Raw genomic sequence first — 20,223 nt, 5'->3', positions numbered from 1 at the left:
CGAACAGCGGCTGTGTCGCAGGTCATGATGGGACCGTGCCGACGACCCCGGACGACGACGAGCTCGACCTCATCCGCCGCTCGGGCGCAGCCCTGCGCGTGGGTCGGCTGAGCCTGTCCGCCGGCACCGGCTCCTACCGCGTCAAGGCCTCGATGGCGCGGCTCGCACACGCGATGGGCGTCGACCGCCACGAGGCGCACGTGACCCTCACCGAGATCACGACGACCTCGCACCGCGGCGTCTCGTTCCGCACCGAGGTGGCCGAGGTCCGCACGGTCGGCATCAACGCCGACCGGCTCGCCAAGCTCGAGGTCATGGTGACCGACGTCGAGCAGGAGGCCCGGCGCACGGGCGTGACCGCGACACCGGCCGACGTCGAGGCGCGCCTGGACGCCATCGCCGCGACCCCGCCGCTCTACCCCGCGCTGCTGAACGCCCTGTGGTCGAGCATCGCCTGCGCCGCGTTCGCGTTCCTCAACAACGGCGGCCCGGTCGAGATCATCGGGGTCTTCGTCGCGGCCGGCCTCGGCCAGGGCGTGCGCCGCGCGCTGCTGCACCGCGGCTGGAACCAGTTCGGCGTGACGATGCTTGCGGCCGCCGTCGCCTGCTTCACCTACCTGGGACTGGTCACCGCGCTGCACAGCGCCGACGTGATCACCACGCGCCACGAGGCCGGGTACGTCTCCGCGGTCCTGTTCCTCATCCCCGGGTTCGCGCTGGTCACGGGCGCGCTGGACCTGGCCCGGCTCGACTTCTCGGCGGGTCTGTCCCGGCTGACGTACGCGCTGATGATCCTGACGTCGGCGGCTCTCGCCGTCTGGGGCGTCTCGAGCATCGTCGGCCTCGCCCCGGTGCCGCCCGCCCCGCTGGACCTGTCCGAGCCCGTGCTCTACCTCCTGCGCGCGGCCGCGAGCTTCCTCGGAGTGCTCGGCTTCGCGCTGATGTTCAACAGCCCGTGGCGGATGGCTCTCGCCGCCGCCGGCATCGGGATGGTCGCCAACGTGGGGCGTCTGGCGCTCGTCGACGCGGGGGCGGCCGTGCAGGCGGCCGCGGCGGCCGCGGCCCTCGTCGTCGGCCTGCTCGCGGCCTTCGTCGCCCCTCGCATCTCGGTGCCGCGCGTGACGGTCGCCGTGCCGGCCGTCGTCATCATGGTCCCGGGCGTCGTCGCCTACCGCGCGGTCTTCTGGCTGTCGGAGGGGGACACGGTCCAGGCCCTCGCGTACGGCGTGCAGGCGGCCCTCGTCGTCGTCGCGCTGTCGATCGGGCTGGCCGTCGCCCGCATGCTCACGGACCCGACCTGGGGCTTCGAGCGGTAGTGCCGTCGCTGGTCAGAGCCCGTTTTGCTGCCCGACGACGCACCCAGGTACCCTGTGCTGGCCTGGAGACGTCGCATAGCCAGGTCTAGTGCGCGACCCTGCTAAGGTCGTGAAGGGGCAACCCTTCCGTGGGTTCAAATCCCACCGTCTCCGCTTCACGAGAGCCCGGTCCACGACGGACCGGGCTCTCGTCGTCTGCTCACACCGAGGCCCGCACCGCGGGAGCGCTCGCGCGGCGGCGCTCGAGCAGCACGTCGCCCAGGATGACGCCCACCATCACCGCGTTCGCCAGCCAGCTCAGCGCCAGGGGAGTCACCGCGCCGTGCAGCGCGAAGGCGGCGAGCACGACGAGCGTGCCGACGAGGTGCGGCACCGACCAGCGCCCGCCCGTCGCGCGCCGGAACAGCGCGTTGCCCAGCAGGTAGACCGCCGTCGCCCCGCAGATCAGCCCCGCGGTCCAGGGCTCGGTCTCGCCGCCCGGGTGCTGGAGCACGAGCTCGTCGGCCACCGCGGTCAGCACGATGCCCGCCACGAGCAGGAACGGGACGTAGGTGTAGGCGGTCTGGGCCACCATCCCGGGCTGGTCGCGGGACTCGAAGTAGGCCGTGCTGCTGTGCTCGGAACGGTCGAAGAACAGCAGCCACATGAGCACCGTCGAGGCGAAGGCCGCGAGGAACGCCCACACCGCCGTCGCGGTGACCTCGAGCTCGGCGAACGCCCCGCCGGTCACGATGATCGACTCACCCAGGCTGATGATGAGGAACAGCGAGACCCGCTCGGCCATGTGCGCGCCGCGGACCTCCCACGTGTTCGGGTCGGTCGCGCCGAGGCCCGGGACGGCGAACAGCGCGCGCGGGCCGACCACGTCGATGAGTGCGGCGACGACCCAGAGCCACAGCCGCGTCTCGTCGTGCGCGAACGCCCCGACGACCCAGAACGCCCCCGAGACCGACAGCCACACCGCGATCCGGATGAAGTTCATCGCGTTCGCCGGCCAGTGCCGGCCCATCGCCCAGACGGTGAACAGCGTGCGGCCCACCTGGATGACGACGTACGGCACCGCGAACAGCAGCGCCTTGTCCTCGAACGCCTCGGGCACCGCGCTCGACATCAGCAGGCCCAGCAGCATCAGGACCAGCAGCATCGTCCGCACCGGGACGCGCTCGGGATCGAGCCAACCCGTGACCCAGGTGGTGTCGATCCACAGCCACCAGATCGCCCAGCCCAGGATCACCGTGTGCAGGAACGTGGTGCCGTCGGGGTGCGCGATGAGGCTGTGCGAGAGCTGCGTGACCGCGAAGACGAACACGAGGTCGAAGAACAGCTCGATGTACCCGACCCTGCTCGAGTCGTGCCCGTCGCCGTGACGCAGCACGTTGGTCCGCATGCCCCAGCGCCCGCTCAGCGTGTCCATGCCGGGGATCCTGCCAGGGGGAGTGCCGCGGGTCACGTGCATCCAGTTTGGGCTGCGGCGCTCTGACCCGGTATCGTCTACCGCGGCCCGCAAGGCCATGCGCCCGTAGCTCAATGGATAGAGCATCTGACTACGGATCAGAAGGTTGGGGGTTCGAGTCCCTTCGGGCGCACATCGAGGAGAAGACCCGGTCCGCCTCGGCGGTCCGGGTCTTCTTGCGTCTGCGGCTTGACTCGAACGGCCGGGATGCCGTTGACAGCCCTGTGAGCAAGCACCACATCGCGTTCCTCGAGATCCGCGTCCTGCCGTGGCGCCCGCGCCGGCGGACGATCAACCCCGACGACCTGCGCGACGCCGCGCCCGACAGCCTCGACTTCTTCGACGACGTCGCGGGCCTGGTGATCGGCGTCGTCATGATGATCGTGCTCTACGTCGCCGCCCCGGTCGTCGCGGTCGTCCTGGCGATCCTGTTCCTGCCCGTCGAGCTCGGGCTGGTGCTCGCGATCGCGGTCCTGCTGCTGCTGGCGCGCTTCACCGGCCTGATCCCGTGGACGGTGCTCGTCGCGGACGGCATGGAGGAGGAGCGGCGGGAGAAGTTCCGCCTCCTGCACCGGGCCGTGCGCCGGGTGCGCGAGCTCAACGGCGGCGGGACGCCGCGGGTCGTGTGGACCTGGAGCTGACGCTCACCACGTCGTGAGGTCGGCCGCGTACCAGGTGTGGTACTTCGTGCGCAGCCAGATCCGCCCCTCCCGGTAGGCGACCTCGACGAACCGGATGCGGAAGCCCTTGGTCCGCAGGAACTTGATCGGGGCGGTCGTCGACGGCTTGCTGCGGCCGTTGAGGAAGTCCGAGGAGACGGTGACCCAGCCGGTCGTGAGGCGGGCGGCCGCGCGCGAGACCGCCGTCGCGCTCGCCTTCACCTCGAAGTGCATCGCGTCGCGGAAGCCCGGGCCGTAGTCCAGCCCCCACTTCACGGTGCCGCTCGTCGCCTCGAGGATGGTGCGGATGGCCTTCTGGTCGCTCGCGCTCCAGCCCGAGGTCCAGTGGTGCGGGCGGGTCGCCTCGTACGGGTGGCGCCCGCCGTTGTAGTCGATGGCCGTGCCCGACAGGTGGTTGGACGTCGGGATCCCGCCCGCGGCCGCGTTGACGGCGGGGTCGCGCCACCCGAAGACGGTGGAGGCCCGCTCGACCCCGCCGGAGTGGACCTGCTTCGCCACCCAGCGCAGCAGAGTCGCCGCGTCGCCGGTGCGGACCTTCGTCGAGCAGCCGCCGACCGTGATCGTCGTGAGAGACGGCGACAGGCGCGACGCGATGCGCGCGTAGCCGTTGTTCGTCGTCCTGACCATGCCCGCCTCCTCGACCTCAGGACGTACCGAGCGTGCACCTGATACACCCGCAGGTCACGTGCCCGTGATGACCTGGACACGCAGCGCGGCTACGGTGTCGAAGGTGACCGAGAACCCGACCCCCATCGCCGCCACGCGTGAGCGCACCGTCGACGGCTTCGTGCGCGAGTTCCTGCGCGAGCTGAACTTCGGGCAGGGAGTGGACCTGTCCCGAGCATCCGTGAACGACCAGTACCTCGCGATGGCGCGCACCGTGCGCCACTACCTCATGGTGCGCTGGCTGGAGACCCTGCGTCGACAGGGTGAGCTGCAGGCGAAGTCGGTCGCGTACCTCTCGGCCGAGTTCCTGCTCGGGCGCCAGCTCGACAACGCGCTCCTCGCCTCCGGGCTCGAGGAGATCGTCGACGAGGGGCTCTCGAGCCTCGGCATCGACCTGGCCACGCTGCGCGAGGCGGAGGTCGAGCCCGGCCTGGGCAACGGCGGTCTCGGCCGGCTGGCTGCGTGCTTCATCGACTCGCTCGCGACGATGAACGTGCCCTGCATCGGCTACGGGATCCGGTACGAGTACGGCATCTTCCAGCAGACGTTCGTCGACGGCTGGCAGGTCGAGAAGCCCGACGACTGGCTGTCGCTCGGCTCGCCGTGGGAGTTCCCCCACCCGGAGGCCGCGGTCCGCGTGAGCTTCGGCGGCACGGTCGAGCAGTACCAGGCCGACGACGGCGTCATCCGGCGCCGCTGGGCGCCGGGCTGGTCCGTGCTGGCGGTGCCCTACAACTACATGGTCCCCGGCTTCGAGAACGGTCGCGTCAACACGCTGCGGCTGTGGAGCGCCGAGGCCACGCACGCGTTCGACCTCGGGATCTTCAACTCGGGCGACTACGCGGAGGCCGTGCGCGCGCAGACGTTCGCCGAGAACATCACGAAGGTCCTCTACCCCGAGGACTCGACGCCCCAGGGCAAGGAGCTGCGCCTGCAGCAGCAGTACTTCTTCGTCGCGGCCTCGCTGAAGAACTTCATCGACGAGGTCCTGCCCGACGGCTACGACCTGCACAACCTGCCCGACCGGATCAACTTCCAGCTCAACGACACCCACCCCGTCATCGCGATCCCCGAGCTCATGCGGATCCTGGTCGACGAGAAGGGCTGGGACTGGGACGACGCCTGGTCGGTCACCAGCAAGTGCTTCGCCTACACCTGCCACACGCTGCTGCCCGAAGCGCTCGAGGTCTGGCCGGTCGACCTGCTCGGCCGCCTGCTGCCGCGGCACCTGGAGATCATCTACCGCATCAACGACGCGTTCCTCGCCGAGCTGCGCGAGACCTACCCGGACGACGAGCTGCGCGTGCGCCGCATGTCGATCATCGCCGAGTACCCCGTGCGCGCGGTCCGGATGGCCTACCTCGCCACCGTCGCGGGCACCAAGGTCAACGGCGTCGCCGAGCTGCACTCCCAGCTGCTGCGGGACAAGGTGCTCAACGACTTCTCCGAGTACTACCCGGACAAGTTCACCAACGTCACCAACGGCGTCACGCCGCGCCGGTTCGTCCGCCTGGCCAACCCGGGCCTGTCCGGGCTGATCACCGAGGCGATCGGCGACGGCTGGATCACGGACCTCGACCGCCTCCAGGGCCTCGAGCCGCTGGCCGACGACGCCGAGTTCCGCCGCCGGTTCCGCGAGATCAAGACCGCCAACAAGCACCGCATCGCTGACGTCCTGGTGCACCGCGACGGCATCGTCGTGAACCCCGACACGATGTTCGACGTCATGGTCAAGCGCCTGCACGAGTACAAGCGCCAGACCCTCAAGCTGCTGCACATCGTCTCGCTGTACGAGCAGGTCAAGTCCGGGAAGCTGGACATCGCGCAGGTCACCCCGCGGACGTTCGCGTTCGGCGCGAAGGCCGCGCCCGGCTACCTGCTGGCCAAGCAGATCATCGGGCTGATCAACGCCGTGGGACGCACCATCAACGACGACCCGGCGCTCGAGGGGCGACTGACCGTCGCCTTCCCCGCCAACTACAACGTCACGCTCGCCGAGACGCTGATCCCCGCGGCCGACCTGTCCGAGCAGATCTCGCTCGCCGGCAAGGAGGCGTCGGGCACGGGCAACATGAAGTTCACGCTCAACGGTGCCCTGACGATCGGGACCGACGACGGCGCGAACGTCGAGATCCGCCGCCTGGTCGGCGACGACCACTTCTTCCTGTTCGGTCTCACGGAGCCGGAGGTCTCCGACCTCGTCGACCGCGGCTACCACCCGTCGGCCTACTACGAGACGAACGCCGACCTGCGCCACGCGCTGGACCTCATCGCCTCGGGCGCGTTCTCGCGCGGCGACCGGACGGTCTTCGAGCCGATCGTCTCGAACCTCCTGCACGAGGACCGGTTCCTCGCGCTCGCGGACTTCCAGGCGTACGTCGACGCGCAGGCCCGGGTGGACACCGCCTACGCCGACACCGACCAGTGGACGCGGTCCGCGGTGCTCAACGTCGCGCGCTCCGGGTTCTTCTCCTCCGACCGGTCGATGCGCGACTACATCGAGAAGATCTGGCACACGCCGCCCGTGCTGCCCTGATCCGCTGCGCGGACCGCCCCCGTCCCGGTTCCTCGGGCCGGGGGCGGTCGCGCGTTCACCGCCTGGGAAGTCGTCCAGCACGTCGGTCGGGCAGTCGCTCGCGAGAGGTTCGAGTGTCCCCCAGTGGCCGCGGGGAACTACGGTGAGCCCGTGAGCACCAAGAAGTCGCAGGAGATGAAGGCGTCCACCGCCGCCGCCAAGCTGGACGTGTACCTCCCGGCGACCCCGGAGGAGTTCCAGAGCAGCACCGTCACGCGCGACGAGCTGACCGAGCTGCAGCGGACGCCGCCGCAGTGGCTGGTCGACCTGCGCCGCAACGGTCCCCACCCGCGCGGCGTCGTCGCCGCCCGGCTGCGGGTCTCGACGAGCGGCCTCGCCCGCGCCGGCATCACCGACCCGCTGACCACCGACGAGATCTCCGCGCTCATCGCCGACCCGCCCGAGTGGCTGGTCCAGGAGCGCGCGACGTACGAGGAGGTCCGCCGCGAGGAGCGCCGCCTCGAGTCCCGCGAGGCCGACCGCCGCGCCGCCCAGGCCGCCAAGGACTGACTCAGCGTTTGCGGGGGCGGCGGGTGGCCTTGGTGCCCAGGGGGGTGCGGCCTGAGGCGCCCGGGGTGGGCTTGGCCTTCGGGGCCGGGCGGGGCTTCTTCTTCTCCTTGGCCGGTGCCTCGGGGGTGGCTCCGCGGCCGCGCGACGAGGTCGCCCTGCGGCCCTTGACGATGCCGATGAACTCCTCGGTGAGGTCGTCGTACCGCTCGTCGACCCAGACCAGCGCGACCGACGAGGTCGGCGCCTCGGGCACCGCGCGGACCGTGAGCCCGCGGCGCTGGTGCAGGCGCGCGACCGACTGGGGCAGGTAGAGCACCCCGACGCCGGCCGCCACGAGCTCGATCGCGTCCGCGGTGGTCGCCACCTCGCCGCCGCTGAACGGCGTCCCCGGTGCGGCGGTCCAGCCGAGCAGGTCGTCGGCCGGGAGGATGACCGTCTCGTCGGCCAGGTCCGCGACGGGGACCTCCTCGACCACGGTGACGACGTGGTCCTTCGGCACGACGACCACGGTGGTCTCGTCGTACAGCGGGATCACCGCGAGGCCGTCGCGGTCGACCGGCAGCCGGACGAGCGCCACGTCGGCCTCGCCGGCGCGCAGGCGCCCGATCGCGTCGACCGGCTCGGCGTGCACGAGCGTGGCGGGCACGTCGCGCAGGCGCTCGGCCCACACGCGCAGCCACCGGTCGGGGTTGACCCCGGGGACCAGCAGGATGCGGAAGCTCATCGGATCCTCCGGGCGACGACGTCGTTCACGACATGGCCCAGGTCCAGGCCGCGCTGCTCGAACTTGGTGACCGGGCGGTGGGCTGGCCGCTCGACCAGCCCGCTGCTCTCGAACGCGGGGTCCGCCTCGAGCACGTCACGCATCTGCTCGGCGTAGTCGACCCAGTCGGTCGCGCAGTGCAGCGTGCCGCCCACGCGCAGCCGGCTGCGCAGCAGGTCCACGTGCGCCGGCTGGATGAGCCGGCGCTTGTGGTGCTTGTTCTTGGGCCACGGGTCCGGGAAGAACACGTGCACCGCGTCGAGGCTGTCGGGGCCGACGACGCGGCGCAGCAGGTCGAGCGCGTCACCGTGCCCGACGCGCACGTTGGTCAGACCCGCCTGCCCGACGAAGCCCAGCAGGCTGGCGATGCCCGGCAGGTGCGCCTCGAGCGCGAGGTAGTTGCGGCCGGGGTCGGCGGCGGCCATCGCGACCGTGGTCTCGCCCATGCCGGAGCCGATCTCGACGACGAGCGGCGCCTCGCGGCCGAACAGGGCGGCCGTGTCGAGCAGCCCGTCGGGCGTCGTCGGGTACGGGTGCGCGTCGTCGTGGACGGAGAAGCCGAACAGGGGCCACAGGCGCTCGAGCGAGTCCTCGCGGTCCTGGCTGAGCGGCGAGCGGCGCGGTGCGTAGGTCCGCAGCGGCTCGTGCGCGCGGATCGCGGTGAGGCGGAACGCGTCGGAGGGCAGGGTCACGAGGACCCAGCGTACGGACGTCAGCGGGGCGTGATGATCGCGAACGTCTCGCCGAACGGGCCGCGGACCCGGGCGACGCGGCCGTGGGGGGAGTCGGCGGCTGCGGCGGCGACCGTGCCCCCGAGCGTGACGGCGGCCTCGAGCACGGCGTCGACGTCGGCGACCGCGAAGTACAGCGTCCACGCCGCGGGCTCGTCGGAGTGGCCGACGCCCGCGACGGACAGCCCGTCGCGCTGCAGGACGGCGAACACGAAACCGTCAGCGCTGATGTCCATCACGTCCAGCTCGAGGACGTGCTGGTAGAACGCCAGCGACAAGGGCTGGTCGCCGGACATCACCTCGGTCCATGCGACCGCGCCGGGCTCGCCGGCCACGTCCCAGCCGGTGTGCTGCGCGCTCTGCCACAGCCCGAACGACGCGCCGGTCGGGTCGGCGACGATCGCCATGGTGCCCATGCCGGGGATCGGGGTAGGGCTGACGACGAGCCGTCCACCCGCGACGCCCGCGCGGGCCGCCGCGGCCGAGGCGTCGTCGGCGGCGAAGTACACGCACCACTGCGGCTCGGGCACCTCGCCGACGGGGGACTCGCCGAGGCCGACGACGCGGCGGCCGCCCACGGTGGCGGTGGTGTACCCGCCGGCCGCCGGGCCGCCGTCCTCGAACTCCCAGCCGAGCAGCGGTCCGTAGAACGCGCGGGCCGCGTCCAGCGACGGGACGGTGATGTCGGCCCAGGCGGGCGTCCCGGCCGGCCAGTGCGCGGAGTGCGTCGTCATGCCCCCATCCCACACCCCGCGGCACCGCATCCGCGACCGATCCCGCCGCACTTGTGACTCGTGTGCACTTCTGGGGCTCGATTCGGCCCCAGGAGGCGACTCCCGTCACAAGTGCGGCTAGATGGGTCGTGCGTCGCGAGCGTGCGGCGGGGAGGGGCGGAGGGGGAGCGAGCAGGGAGGCCGCCGCGGCAGAGCGCAGGGGCTGTCCGGGGTGGGCAGGCGCTGACACCGAGGGCGCCGGTGTGCTACTCACGTCACATGACCTCGGACGACGCCCCTCCTGCCGACGCGAAGCACGGCGGCGAGAGCGGCCTGACGGTCGTCGTCGCGCTCGCGGCCAACCTGCTGATCGCCCTCGCCAAGACTGCTGCGGCGATCGTCACCGGCGCCGCGTCGATGCTCGCCGAGGCCGCGCACTCCTGGGCGGACACCGGCAACGAGATCTTCCTGCTCATCGCGCAGCGCAAGGCGGCCAAGCCGGCTGACACGACGCACCCGCTCGGCTACGGCCGGGAGGTCTACGTCTGGTCGATGTTCGCCGCGATCGGGCTCTTCGCGGTCGGCGCCGGCGTCTCGATCACGCACGGCGTCCAGGAGCTCATCCATCCCGAGCCCGCGAGCGACTTCCTCGTCGCCTACGTCGTGCTGGCCGTCTCGTTCCTGCTCGAGGGCACCTCGTTCCTGCAGGCGAACCGTCAGGCGCGGCGCGAGGCCAAGGCGCGCGAGACCGAGCTCCTCGACCACATCCTCGCCACGTCGGACCCGACGGTCCGAGCCGTGTTCTTCGAGGACGCGGCGGCCCTGGTCGGCATCCTCATCGCTGCGGCGGGCATCGGGCTGCACCAGGCCACCGGCTCGGCGATCCCGGACGCGGTCGGGTCGATCCTCGTCGGCGTCCTGCTCGGCGTCGTCGCGGTGGTGCTGATCCAGCGCAACCGGCGGTTCCTGGTGGGGGAGTACGCCGACTCCCGGGTCAGCGCCGCGGTGGTCGGCCAGCTGCTCGAGCAGCCCGAGATCGCGCGCGTCACGTCGCTGAGCCTGCAGTACGTCGGCGCGCAGCAGCTGTCGCTCGTGGCCGCGGTCGACCTGCAGGGCGACCCCGGCGAGACCGAGGCGTCGCACCTGCTCGCCCAGCTCGAGCGGCGGATCGCGACCCACCCCGCGATCGTCCGCGCCATCCTGTCCCTGTCCGAGCCCGAAGAGGCCTCCCTCGAACCCGGCGGTGCCGCATGACCGAACGACCCGCCGACGAGCACGTCGTCGATCGTCCCCTGCACATCCCCGTGCAGCAGCTGCTGCGGATGGTCGTCCCTGCCGTTCTCGTCGGTGTGGTGTGCGCGCTCCTGCTGATCGCGCTGTCGTGGCTCGCGGAGCAGCTCCAGCACCTGGTGTGGGACGACCTGAGCTCGGCGATGGGCGTGGACCCCGACTCCGCCTGGTGGATCATCAGCGTGCTGACCCTGACCGGCGTGCTCGTCGGTCTCGTCGTCAAGTACGTGCCGGGCCACGCGGGGCCGGACCCGGCGGCGCACGGGCTGGTCGAGGCGCCGCTGAGGCCCTCCGTCACGCCGGGGCTCGCGCTGGCCCTCGTGCTCATGCTCGCGGGCGGCGTCAGCCTCGGGCCGGAGAACCCGATCATGGCGATCAACGGCGCGCTCGTGGTCTGGCTCGGGTCGCGGTACCTGCCGCGCGTCGGCACCGGCCAGTGGGTCGCGCTCGCGACCGCCGGGACCATCGGCGCGATGTTCGGCACCCCGGTCGCGGCCGCGCTGATGTTCTCCGAGCTCAACGTCGGCAACCCCAAGATCCCGCTGTGGGACCGCCTGTTCTCGCCGCTGGTCTCGGCGACGGCCGGCTCGATCGTCATGCTGTCGCTGTCGGACCTCGACCTGGCCATCGACCTGCCCGGGTACGAGTTCCACCCGGGCGACCTGGCGATCGGCCTCCTGATCGCGGTGGTGACCGCAGGCATCGGGCTGCTCGGGGTGACGGTCTTCGCGCCCCTGCACCGCCTGTTCCGGCGGATCAAGGACCCGCTGGTCATGCTCACCGTCGGCGGCCTCGCGCTCGGCGTGATCGGCGCGATCGGCGGCCCGCTCTCGCTGTTCAAGGGCCTGCACGAGATGCAGGAGCTGCCGGCGCAGATCGGCACGCTGACCGCGCTCGGGTTCCTGGGGCTCGGGCTGGTCAAGATCGTCGCGCTGCTGGTGGCCTCGACGTCGGGCTTCCGCGGCGGACGCATCTTCCCGGCGCTGTTCGCCGGCGTGGCCCTCGGGTTCGGCGTGCACGAGGCCTTCCCGTCGGTGTCCCTGCCGCTGGCGGTCGCGACGGCCAGCGTCGGCATCCTGGTGGTCGTCAGCCGCAGCGGGTGGCTGAGCATCTTCATGGCGCTGGCCACCGTGCCGGACCCGGCGCTGCTGCCGGTGCTCGTGCTGTCCTCGCTCGGCGCGTGGCTCGTGGTCGCCAACCGGCGCGAGCTGATCGACCCCGACCCCGAGCCGGAGCAGGACGAGGCGCCGAGCCCGCGGGACGCCCCGGAGGTCAGGCCGGCGTAGGGGCCCCTCGGACCACCCGTCCGAGCGGCCCGTCCGACTCCGCGCACGCCCGGCCGATCACCGTGGTGGCGACGATGACGAGCGCGATGGCGAACAGCCAGCCGATGTAGGCGAAGACCAGCCCGAGGATGCCGAACTGGTGGGCGCCGGACTCCATGACGATCGGCAGGTAGATCCCGCCCGCGACCCCCAGCACACCCATGCAGACCGCGGTGAGGGCGGCGGTCCACACGAGCACGCGCGGCGCGACCTGGCGTTGCAGCAGCAACCACGGCACGACCGTCCAGACGGCCGTCCACACGACGGTCTGGAACACCGCGACCAGCACGTCAGCCCAGATCGCGCCGGAGAGCGCGGACTTGGTGAACGCGATGACCAGGACGGCGACGATCACCGCGAGGATCACGACGAGCCACCGCCAGGCGGTCCGGACGCTCGGCTTCGGCACGTCCCACGTGCGCAGGTAGACGCGCTCGAGCGCCCGCGAGAACGAGGTCGCGGAGAAGATCGCGACGACGATGCTGAAGAAGCCGATCGACCCCAGCGCCGTGGCCGAGGCCGGGACGGCGCCGGCCAGCGACGCGCGCGTCTCGTCGGACAGGCCGAGCGAGTCCGCCACGATCGACCCGAAGCCGGGGTGCTGGGGCCGCAGGGTCGAGGCGACCAGCATGAGCGGCACGATCGACGTGAACGCCTGCGCTGCCAGCGTCATCGCCCGGTCGAACACCTCGAGCCGGGCCAGGTCCCGCACGATGCGCTCGAGCAGCCGGCCCACCCAGGTGTCGCGGATCGACTCCCAGAACCGCACGCCCTGCTCGCGCCAGTCGGCGACGCGCTCCACGATGCCCATCACGTGAGCCGGGAGTCGAGGAACCGCAGCACGTCGTCGAGGTACCGCTCGCGCGTCGGGCTCGGGGACAGCGCCAGGTCGTGCGCGCCGCCCGGGACCTCGACGAACGTGACGTCCGGCCCGAGCAGCACGGCGCGGGCCGCGATGTGCGCGACGTCGAGCACCGAGTCGGTGGTGACCAGCTGCTCGTGCCACCGGTCGTCGGGCCCGTTCGCGTCCGAGGCGAGGACCAGCACGGGCGCGTCGATGGCCAGGCCTCGGGCGACCCGCGCGTGCCCGCGGCGCACGGTCCGGATGAAGCCCGCCGTGACCGGGAAGCCCTCGAACGGCTTCCACGCCAGGTCGTAGTCCCACTCGCCGCCGGTGCTGGCGTGCAGCGCCGGTCCGTAGTGGGGCCCGAGCTTCGCGACGGGCAGGGACGGCGCCACGCGCCCGACGAGGTCCAGCAGGCGGGTCGCCACCGTGCGCTCGAACCAGTTCCCCCGCAGGTCGAGCCACGGGCTGTTGAGCACCACGGCGTCGAGCAGCCCGGGGCGCACGTCGGCCCACAGGGAGCACACCAGTCCGCCCATCGAGTGGCCCATCAGGACGACCTCGTCGTGGTCTGCGCGCAGGATGCGGATGGCCGCGTCGATCTCCTCGGCGAACCGGCCGAGGTCGGTGGGGGCGTTGGGCCGGCGGCCGGGGCGGATCGAGCGGCCGAAGTCGCGCAGGTCGAGCGCGGCGAAGTCGTAGCCTGCGCCGACGAAGGCGTCGCCCACGTGCGTCTGGAAGAAGTAGTCGACGAAGCCGTGGACGTACAGGACGGCCCGACGAGAGCGCGGTGCGACCCGTCGCACGAGCGTGGCGACCGGGTCCGGCTCGACCCCGTCGGGCCGCAACGGCAGGGTGGTGGCGGTCCAGCCCGGGCCCAGCACGTCCACGTCGTCAGCCATGACCGGATCGTGCCATGCGGGGGCCGGGGACGCTCCAGTTTCACCCGGTCGCCAGAGTTGAGCGGAATACACTCAAGTCTGACTAGGGTTGCACCAGGTAGTCATCCGTTCCCGACCTTCAGGAGCTCATGTGGACGCCAAGTTCACCACCCGGTCCCAGGAGGCCATCGGCGACGCCATCCAGCAGGCGTCGGCCGCCGGCAACCCCCAGCTCGAGCCCGCCCACCTGCTCAACGCACTGCTGCAGCAGGAGGGTGGCGTCGCGGGCGCCCTGCTCGACGCCGTCGGCGCCGACCGCTCGGCGCTCGGTCGGTCCACCCGCGCGGTCCTCGTCGGCCTGCCCACCAGCTCGGGCTCGACCGTCGCCCAGCCCACCGCCTCACGCGCCACGTCGCAGGCCCTCGAGGCCGCGAGCACCGAGGCCCGCGCGCTCGGCGACGACTACGTCTCCACCGAGCACCTGCTGCTCGGCCTCGCCGCGGGCCAGTCCGGCGTCGCCGACGCCCTGCGCGCCGCCGGTGCCTCGCGCGACGCGCTCGCCGCCGCGCTGCCGTCCGTGCGCGGCAACACCCGCGTGACCAGCCCCAACCCCGAGGGCACCTTCAAGTCGCTCGAGAAGTACGGCGTCGACCTGACCGAGCGCGCCCGCGACGGCAAGCTCGACCCCGTCATCGGCCGCGACTCGGAGATCCGCCGCGTGGTGCAGGTGCTCTCGCGCCGCACCAAGAACAACCCGGTGCTGATCGGCGAGCCGGGCGTCGGCAAGACCGCCGTCGTCGAGGGGCTCGCCCAGCGCATCGTCGCGGGCGACGTCCCGGAGTCCCTGCGCGGCAAGCGCCTCATCTCCCTCGACCTGGCCGCGATGGTGGCCGGCGCGAAGTACCGCGGCGAGTTCGAGGAGCGGCTCAAGGCCGTCCTGCAGGAGATCACCAGCTCCGACGGCGAGGTCGTCACCTTCATCGACGAGCTGCACACGGTCGTCGGCGCGGGCGCCGGCGGCGAGGGCGCGATGGACGCGGGCAACATGCTCAAGCCCATGCTGGCCCGCGGCGAGCTGCGCCTGGTGGGTGCGACGACGCTCGACGAGTACCGCGAGCGGATCGAGAAGGACCCCGCCCTGGAGCGCCGGTTCCAGCAGGTCTACGTCGGCGAGCCGTCCGTCGAGGACACCGTCGCGATCCTGCGCGGCCTCAAGGAGCGCTACGAGGCGCACCACAAGGTGACGATCTCCGACGCGGCGCTCGTCGCGGCCGCGAGCCTGTCCGACCGGTACATCCCCGGCCGCCAGCTGCCGGACAAGGCCATCGACCTGATCGACGAGGCCGCCTCCCGGCTGCGGATGGAGCTCGACTCCTCGCCCGTCGAGGTGGACGAGCTCCAGCGAGCCGTCACGCGCCTGGAGATGGAGGAGGTCGTGCTCTCGGAGTCCGACGACGAGGCCTCCGCCGAGCGGCTCGAGCGCCTGCGCGCCGACCTCGCCGACCGGCGCGAGGAGCTCGCCTCGCTCACCGCGCGCTGGGAGAAGGAGAAGGCGGGGCACAACCTCGTCGGCGACCTCAAGGCCAAGCTCGACACCCTCCGCACCGACGCCGACCGGCTGCTGCGCGAGGGGTCGCTCGAGGCCGCCGCGCGCCTGCAGTACGGGGAGATCCCGGCGCTCCAGGCCGAGATCCAGCGCGCCGAGGAGTCCGAGGCCGCGGTCGACGAGGAGGTCGCCCCGCAGGGGACCCCGATGATCGCGGAGAAGGTCGGGCCCGACGAGATCGCCGAGGTCGTGGCGATGTGGACGGGCATCCCCGCGGGCCGGCTGCTCGAGGGTGAGACCGCCAAGCTGCTGCGCATGGAGGACGTGATCGGCGAGCGGCTGATCGGTCAGCGCACGGCCGTCGCCGCGGTGTCCGACGCGGTCCGCCGCGCCCGCACCGGCATCTCCGACCCGAACCGGCCGACCGGCTCGTTCCTGTTCCTCGGCCCCACCGGCGTCGGCAAGACCGAGCTGGCCAAGGCGCTCGCGGACTTCCTGTTCGACGACGAGCGCGCCATGGTCCGCATCGACATGTCCGAGTACGCCGAGAAGCACTCGGTCGCCCGGCTCGTCGGTGCCCCTCCCGGCTACGTCGGGTACGAGGAGGGCGGCCAGCTCACCGAGGCCGTCCGCCGGCGCCCGTACTCCGTCGTGCTGCTCGACGAGGTGGAGAAGGCGCACCCCGAGGTGTTCGACGTGCTGCTCCAGGTGCTCGACGACGGCCGCCTGACCGACGGCCAGGGCCGCACCGTCGACTTCCGCAACGTGATCCTGGTGCTCACGTCGAACCTGGGCTCGCAGTTCCTCGTCGACCCGACGCTGTCCGACGAGACCAAGCGCGACGCCGTGATGAGCGCGGTGCGCTCCGCCTTCAAGCCGGAGTTCCTCAACCGGCTCGACGACGTGGTGCTGTTCGACCCGCTGTCGATCGGCGAGCTCGGGCACATCGTGGAGATCCAGGTCGCGTCGCTCGCGGCCCGGCTGCGCGAGCGCCGGCTGACCCTCGAGGTCTCGCCGAGCGCCCGCGAGTGGCTGGCGCTCGAGGGGTACGACCCGGCCTACGGGGCGCGCCCGCTGCGGAGGCTGGTGCAGCGGGAGATCGGCGACCGCCTCGCGCGGGCGCTGCTGTCCGGCGACATCCGCGACGGCCAGACGGTGACCGTCGACCGCACCGACGAGCACCTCTCGATCACCGCGAGCTGACGCCCCGCAGGCTCCGCAGGCCCTCGCGCAGCTCGGCCACGAGGATGTCGGGCTGCTCGAGGGCGGCGAAGTGCCCGCCTCGCTCCGCCTCGCCGTAGTGGATCAGGTCGCTGTAGGCGTCCTCGATCCAGGTCTGCGGCAGGCGGGGGATGTCGCGCGGGAACACGGTCACGGCGACCGGCAGGCTCAGCCTCGGCCCCGCCATCGTCGCCGCCCGGTTCTCCCAGTAGATCCGGGCGGACGACGCGGCGCTGTTGGTGAACCAGGCCAGCGAGATCCCGTCCAGCATGGCGTCCGTGCTCAGGGCGTCCTCGGCGAGCCCGGTGTTGTCCGTCTTGGACTGGAACTTCTCGTAGATCCAGGCCGCCTGTCCGGCGGGCGAGTCCGCCAGGGCGAGACCCACGGTCTGCGGCTTGGTGCCCTGCACGTGGTTCGACCCGCCGAGCGGCCCGGCGTAGTACGCCAGCCCGTCCATCGCGCGGCGCTCCTCAGGGGTCAGCGTCTCGGGGATGTGCTCCGGGAACGCGTACGGCGTGCTCAGGTGGATCCCGAGGAGCCCGGGCGGCCGCATCGCACCCAGTGCGGTGGTCACGGCCGCGCCCCAGTCGCCGCCGTGCGCGGCCCAGTCGGTGTAGCCGAGCCGGCGCATCAGCTCCACCCACGCCCGGGCGATCCGGTCCGTGTCCCAGCCGGGCTCGGTCGGCTTGCCGGAGAACCCGAAGCCGGGCAGCGACGGGATGATGACGTCGAAGGAGTCGGCGGCGTCCCCGCCGAACGCCACGGGATCCGTGAGCGGCCCGACCAGTGCCAGGAAGTCCGCGACCGAGCTCGGCCACCCGTGCGTCAGGACCAGGGGAAGTGCGCCGGGGTTCGGGGACCTGACGTGCAGGGCGTGGATGTCGAGCCCGTCGATCGTGGTCAGGACCTGCGGGTGGGCGTTGAGCTCGGACTCGAAGCGGCGCCAGTCGTACTCGTGCTCCCAGTACGCGACGAGCGATCGCGCGTTCTCGAGGCGGACGCCCTGCGACCAGTCCGGGACGGTCTCACGATCGGGCCAGCGGGTCCGGGCGAGCCGCTGCTTGAGGTCGTCGATCTCGGCGTCCGGGATCGCGACGCGGAACGGGCGGAGGTCGGTCATGGGTCTGTCCTCTCGAAGACGTTGCACACTGGTGTGCAATCTAGACCCGTTGCACACGCGTGTGCAATGCTTGCGCCATGCAGAACGAGACCCCGCCGAGGGCAGGTGACACGCGCGAGCGGCTCCTCGACGTGGCGATCGAGGTCCTCGGCAGGACCCCGGACGCGGGCATGGGCGAGGTGGCAGCGGCCGCCGGCGTGGTCAGGCGCACCGTCTACGGCCACTTCCCCTCCCGGTCCGATCTCGTGCGGGCGCTCGCCCAGCGGGCGGTGGGCGAGATCGCGACGGTCCTGGCCGACGACGCTCCGCCAGACAAGCCGGCCGACGAGGCGTGGGCCGACTTCATCGCCCACCTCTGGCCCCTCGCTCATCGGTACCGCGTGCTCGTGGTCCTGCGACGTGGCGAGTTCGGCGCGGACATCCACGCCCTGCTGGGGACGGTCGAGCGCGCGCTGGCCGAGCTGGTCGAACGCGGCCAGGCCGACGGCGCGTTCGGGCGTCACCTTCCCGCCGGCGTGCTGAGCCAGGCGGCCTGGTCGGCCGTGTTCACCATCGCCGACGACGACCTGAGGGGGCCGGGCGTGGACGCGTCCTCGGTGATCCTCACGAGCCTGCTCATGCTGGGCGTCCCCGCCCCCCGCGCGCACCTCCTGGTCGAGGGCCGCGCCTAGGTCACCCGAAAGGTCTGGACGCCCGGCTCACAGCGGGAGCACAGTGTTCGGTGCCCGCCTTCGGGCGGTTTGTCCGGTTCTGGACGGGCGTCGACGAGACGCCGCAGGCCGGACGCCCTCGACGAGGAGGAACACATGCGCGTCCGTACCTGCGCCGTCGCAGCGCTCGCTGTGGCCGGTCTGGTCGTCGCCGGCACTCCGGCCACCGCCCGCTCGTCCGACCACCCCACGCCGAGCCACGCGCGCGTGGCCCACTACGGGCACGGCGTCTCGCTGCCCGACCACCGCCACCCGGTGAAGTCCCACCACACGCCGAAGGCCGGCACGCCGAAGACGGTCGCCACGGGGCTCGTCGGGCCCCTGACGTTCGGCGTCGGCGCGAAGGCGCTGTACGTCGGGCAGGCGTTCGCGGGGATCGTCTCCAAGGTCCCGACGACCGGCGCCCCGACCGTCGTCGGCGCCGCCGCACCCGGAGCCGACGCCGCGGGCGTCGAGGTCTCCCGCGGTGCGCTGACCTGGACGGAGCGCTCGGGCGACCCGGGCGACCCGGGTGCCCCGCCGACCGCCTCGCTGCTGCACCGCCAGACCCGGGACGGCGCGACGACGGTCGACCTGCTCGCCTACGAGCAGACCGCCAACCCGGACAAGGTGAACACCTACGGCTTCCGCAACCTCGACCCGGCCTGCGCAGCCCAGCTCGACCCCATGTTCCAGAGCTACACCGGAGCGGTCGACTCCCACGCGTACGGCACGCTGCACGCCCGCGGCGCCACGTACGTCGCGGACGCCGGCGCGAACGCGCTGTTCAAGGTGTCGGCGAAGGGCAAGATCAGCACCGTCGCGGTGCTCAAGCCGATCCCCGTCGTCGTCCCGGCGGAGGCCGCGGCCGGCCTCGGCCTGCCGGACTGCGTCGTCGGCAAGAAGTACTGGTTCGAGCCGGTCCCGACCGATGTCGAGCAGGGCCGCGACGGCTGGCTCTACGTCTCGCTCCTGCCCGGCGGCCCGGAGGACGGCAGCCTCGGCGCCAACGGCCAGGTCGTGAAGGTCAACCCGCACACGGGCAAGGTCGTCACGGTCGCCAAGGGCCTCGCGGGCGCCACCGGCCTCGCGGTCGGCCCGAAGGGCACCATCTACGTCGCGCAGCTGAACGGCAACGCGGTCTCGTCGATCGACAAGCACGGCAAGGTCCGTCCGCTGCTCACGCTCACCCAGCCCGCGGGCGTCGAGTGGGCCCACGGCAAGCTCTGGATCTCGACCGACGTGTTCGGGGCGGGGAACATCGTCTCCGTCACCGTGCGCTGATCACCGCCTGGGCGGGCGCAGCGGCTGGGGAAAGCCGCTGCGCCTGCCCCGGCCGACGAGGATGATGGGCGCATGAGCACCCTCGACCAGCTGACTGCCGACCTCACCACCGCCATGAAGGCGCGCGACTCCGTGCGCACCAACACGATCCGCCAGGCCATCGGCGCCGTGCGGGCCGAGGCGAAGGCCGGACCCGTCGAGAAGGAGCTCTCCGAGGACGACGTCCTCAAGGTGCTGTCCCGCGAGGTCAAGAAGCGCCGCGACAGCGCGCAGATCTACACCGACGCCGGCGCCGACGAGCGCGCGGCGATCGAGACCGCCGAGGCCGACCTCTTCGAGACCTACCTCCCGGCGCGGCTCTCCGACGACGACCTCGCCGCGCTGGTCGCGTCCGTGATCGCCGACACCGGAGCGACGTCGATGCGGGACATGGGCGGCGTGATGAAGGAGGCCACGGCGCGGGCCGGAGCCGCAGCGGACGGCAAGAAGCTCTCGACGCTGGTGCGCGCGGCCCTGGCCTGACGCGACTCGCCGGCCGTTGGTCGTCGGCCGCAGGTGCAAGCGACGTGCCCGTGGTCTGCCGCAGACGCAGGATGCGTCCACGAGCGCGCCCGCT

Annotated in this window: 18 protein-coding genes and 2 tRNA genes; 12 read left to right on the top strand and 8 right to left on the bottom strand. The window is 72.2% G+C overall.

Annotated features, from left to right (window positions below; genetic code table 11):
- Positions 1 to 35 precede the first annotated feature (35 nt).
- Together EDF34_RS11730 and EDF34_RS11725 are read left to right on the top strand one after the other, a co-directional pair.
- Entirely contained in the window at positions 36 to 1,316 is a 1,281-nt protein-coding gene (locus EDF34_RS11730; RefSeq protein WP_233575347.1) for a threonine/serine exporter ThrE family protein, read from the top strand.
- Between the two features lie 64 nt (positions 1,317 to 1,380).
- Positions 1,381 to 1,469 (top strand) — tRNA-Ser (locus tag EDF34_RS11725).
- Positions 1,470 to 1,515: 46 nt separating this feature from the next.
- Here EDF34_RS11725 and EDF34_RS11720 read toward each other — a convergent pair.
- Positions 1,516 to 2,730 (bottom strand): low temperature requirement protein A, encoded by a 1,215-nt coding sequence (locus EDF34_RS11720; RefSeq protein WP_158615084.1) that lies wholly within the window; start codon positions 2,728 to 2,730, stop codon positions 1,516 to 1,518.
- Between the two features lie 99 nt (positions 2,731 to 2,829).
- On the opposite strand from EDF34_RS11720, the gene EDF34_RS11715 reads away from it, so the two are divergent.
- Together EDF34_RS11715 and EDF34_RS11710 are read left to right on the top strand one after the other, a co-directional pair.
- Positions 2,830 to 2,902, top strand: a tRNA-Arg gene (locus EDF34_RS11715).
- Between the two features lie 91 nt (positions 2,903 to 2,993).
- Positions 2,994 to 3,410, top strand: coding sequence for a hypothetical protein (locus EDF34_RS11710; protein ID WP_123371668.1), 417 nt, complete (start codon positions 2,994 to 2,996; stop codon positions 3,408 to 3,410).
- Positions 3,411 to 3,413: 3 nt separating this feature from the next.
- On the opposite strand, the gene EDF34_RS11705 is transcribed toward EDF34_RS11710, so the two are convergent.
- On the bottom strand, positions 3,414 to 4,076 hold the full coding sequence (locus EDF34_RS11705) for a M15 family metallopeptidase (protein ID WP_123371667.1): 663 nt from the start codon (positions 4,074 to 4,076) through the stop codon (positions 3,414 to 3,416).
- Between the two features lie 103 nt (positions 4,077 to 4,179).
- Here EDF34_RS11705 and EDF34_RS11700 point away from each other — a divergent pair, with 103 nt between their 5' ends.
- Both EDF34_RS11700 and EDF34_RS11695 read left to right on the top strand, forming a co-directional pair.
- Entirely contained in the window at positions 4,180 to 6,651 is a 2,472-nt protein-coding gene (locus EDF34_RS11700; RefSeq protein WP_233575346.1) for a glycogen/starch/alpha-glucan phosphorylase, read from the top strand.
- 150 nt (positions 6,652 to 6,801) lie between these two features.
- Positions 6,802 to 7,200, top strand: coding sequence for a DUF5997 family protein (locus EDF34_RS11695; protein ID WP_199737851.1), 399 nt, complete (start codon positions 6,802 to 6,804; stop codon positions 7,198 to 7,200).
- Between the two features lies 1 nt (position 7,201).
- Here EDF34_RS11695 and EDF34_RS11690 read toward each other — a convergent pair whose 3' ends face one another.
- Genes EDF34_RS11690 through EDF34_RS17535 form a run of 3 tightly spaced genes read right to left on the bottom strand, consistent with a single transcriptional unit; the run spans position 7,202 to position 9,428 of the window.
- Entirely contained in the window at positions 7,202 to 7,924 is a 723-nt protein-coding gene (locus EDF34_RS11690) for a LysR family transcriptional regulator substrate-binding protein (protein WP_123371665.1), read from the bottom strand.
- The gene (trmB, locus tag EDF34_RS11685; RefSeq protein WP_123371664.1) at positions 7,921 to 8,655 is read right to left on the bottom strand and encodes a tRNA (guanosine(46)-N7)-methyltransferase TrmB; all 735 of its coding nucleotides are present in this window, start codon (positions 8,653 to 8,655) and stop codon (positions 7,921 to 7,923) included. Before trmB ends, EDF34_RS11690 begins: the two co-directional genes overlap by 4 nt.
- Before the next feature lie 20 nt (positions 8,656 to 8,675).
- Complete coding sequence (locus EDF34_RS17535; protein WP_158615083.1) at positions 8,676 to 9,428, bottom strand: VOC family protein; 753 nt, start codon at positions 9,426 to 9,428, stop codon at positions 8,676 to 8,678.
- A gap of 258 nt (positions 9,429 to 9,686) precedes the next feature.
- Here EDF34_RS17535 and EDF34_RS11670 point away from each other — a divergent pair, with 258 nt between their 5' ends.
- Together EDF34_RS11670 and EDF34_RS11665 are read left to right on the top strand one after the other, a co-directional pair.
- Positions 9,687 to 10,661 carry a cation diffusion facilitator family transporter gene (locus EDF34_RS11670; RefSeq protein ID WP_123371662.1) on the top strand — a complete coding sequence of 325 codons (975 nt, stop codon included), beginning with the start codon at positions 9,687 to 9,689 and terminating at the stop codon, positions 10,659 to 10,661.
- Positions 10,658 to 11,983: an ion channel protein gene (locus tag EDF34_RS11665; RefSeq protein WP_123371661.1), complete on the top strand. Its 1,326-nt coding sequence runs from the start codon at positions 10,658 to 10,660 to the stop codon at positions 11,981 to 11,983. The genes EDF34_RS11670 and EDF34_RS11665 overlap by 4 nt, the downstream gene beginning before the upstream one ends.
- Here EDF34_RS11665 and EDF34_RS11660 read toward each other — a convergent pair.
- Together EDF34_RS11660 and EDF34_RS11655 are read right to left on the bottom strand one after the other, a co-directional pair.
- Positions 11,970 to 12,833 (bottom strand): YhjD/YihY/BrkB family envelope integrity protein, encoded by an 864-nt coding sequence (locus EDF34_RS11660; protein ID WP_123371660.1) that lies wholly within the window; start codon positions 12,831 to 12,833, stop codon positions 11,970 to 11,972. The genes EDF34_RS11665 and EDF34_RS11660 overlap by 14 nt on opposite strands.
- Positions 12,833 to 13,768, bottom strand: coding sequence for an alpha/beta hydrolase (locus EDF34_RS11655; RefSeq protein WP_123371659.1), 936 nt, complete (start codon positions 13,766 to 13,768; stop codon positions 12,833 to 12,835). Before EDF34_RS11655 ends, EDF34_RS11660 begins: the two co-directional genes overlap by 1 nt.
- A gap of 130 nt (positions 13,769 to 13,898) precedes the next feature.
- Between EDF34_RS11655 and clpB the strand changes: the two genes are divergently transcribed.
- The gene (clpB, locus tag EDF34_RS11650) at positions 13,899 to 16,496 is read left to right on the top strand and encodes an ATP-dependent chaperone ClpB (protein WP_123371658.1); all 2,598 of its coding nucleotides are present in this window, start codon (positions 13,899 to 13,901) and stop codon (positions 16,494 to 16,496) included.
- Here the strand turns inward: clpB and EDF34_RS11645 are convergent.
- Positions 16,483 to 17,634, bottom strand: a complete 1,152-nt coding sequence (locus tag EDF34_RS11645) for an epoxide hydrolase family protein (RefSeq protein ID WP_123371657.1) — start codon at positions 17,632 to 17,634, stop codon at positions 16,483 to 16,485. The two genes, clpB and EDF34_RS11645, sit on opposite strands and share 14 nt — an antisense overlap.
- 77 nt (positions 17,635 to 17,711) lie before the next feature.
- Between EDF34_RS11645 and EDF34_RS11640 the strand changes: the two genes are divergently transcribed.
- The 3 genes from EDF34_RS11640 to EDF34_RS11630 all read left to right on the top strand — a co-directional run bounded on the left by EDF34_RS11640 (position 17,712) and on the right by EDF34_RS11630 (position 20,129).
- Positions 17,712 to 18,305, top strand: coding sequence for a TetR/AcrR family transcriptional regulator (locus EDF34_RS11640; RefSeq protein ID WP_123371656.1), 594 nt, complete (start codon positions 17,712 to 17,714; stop codon positions 18,303 to 18,305).
- A gap of 135 nt (positions 18,306 to 18,440) precedes the next feature.
- Positions 18,441 to 19,607 carry a ScyD/ScyE family protein gene (locus EDF34_RS11635; protein WP_123371655.1) on the top strand — a complete coding sequence of 389 codons (1,167 nt, stop codon included), beginning with the start codon at positions 18,441 to 18,443 and terminating at the stop codon, positions 19,605 to 19,607.
- Positions 19,608 to 19,679: 72 nt separating this feature from the next.
- Complete coding sequence (locus tag EDF34_RS11630; RefSeq protein WP_123371654.1) at positions 19,680 to 20,129, top strand: GatB/YqeY domain-containing protein; 450 nt, start codon at positions 19,680 to 19,682, stop codon at positions 20,127 to 20,129.
- The last annotated feature ends 94 nt before the right edge of the window (positions 20,130 to 20,223 follow it).

The sequence above is a fragment of the Cellulomonas sp. PhB150 genome (genome assembly GCF_003755175.1).
Classification (GTDB): domain Bacteria; phylum Actinomycetota; class Actinomycetes; order Actinomycetales; family Cellulomonadaceae; genus Cellulomonas.
The sequence above is the reverse complement of the archived record's forward strand: the minus strand, read 5'-3'. Positions and strand labels throughout refer to the sequence as shown.

Bases quoted from the DNA above. Each gene is read 5' to 3' on its own strand.
- EDF34_RS11635 (WP_123371655.1), top strand. From the start codon at position 18,441: ATGCGCGTCCGTACCTGCGCCGTCGCAGCGCTCGCTGTGGCCGGTCTG.
- EDF34_RS11690 (WP_123371665.1), bottom strand. From the start codon at position 7,924: ATGAGCTTCCGCATCCTGCTGGTCCCCGGGGTCAACCCCGACCGGTGG.
- EDF34_RS11670 (WP_123371662.1), top strand. From the start codon at position 9,687: ATGACCTCGGACGACGCCCCTCCTGCCGACGCGAAGCACGGCGGCGAG.
- EDF34_RS11630 (WP_123371654.1), top strand. From the start codon at position 19,680: ATGAGCACCCTCGACCAGCTGACTGCCGACCTCACCACCGCCATGAAG.
- EDF34_RS11655 (WP_123371659.1), bottom strand. From the start codon at position 13,768: ATGGCTGACGACGTGGACGTGCTGGGCCCGGGCTGGACCGCCACCACC.
- EDF34_RS11720 (WP_158615084.1), bottom strand. From the start codon at position 2,730: ATGGACACGCTGAGCGGGCGCTGGGGCATGCGGACCAACGTGCTGCGT.
- EDF34_RS11660 (WP_123371660.1), bottom strand. From the start codon at position 12,833: ATGGGCATCGTGGAGCGCGTCGCCGACTGGCGCGAGCAGGGCGTGCGG.
- EDF34_RS11640 (WP_123371656.1), top strand. From the start codon at position 17,712: ATGCAGAACGAGACCCCGCCGAGGGCAGGTGACACGCGCGAGCGGCTC.
- EDF34_RS11645 (WP_123371657.1), bottom strand. From the start codon at position 17,634: ATGACCGACCTCCGCCCGTTCCGCGTCGCGATCCCGGACGCCGAGATC.
- EDF34_RS11705 (WP_123371667.1), bottom strand. From the start codon at position 4,076: ATGGTCAGGACGACGAACAACGGCTACGCGCGCATCGCGTCGCGCCTG.
- EDF34_RS11665 (WP_123371661.1), top strand. From the start codon at position 10,658: ATGACCGAACGACCCGCCGACGAGCACGTCGTCGATCGTCCCCTGCAC.
- EDF34_RS17535 (WP_158615083.1), bottom strand. From the start codon at position 9,428: ATGACGACGCACTCCGCGCACTGGCCGGCCGGGACGCCCGCCTGGGCC.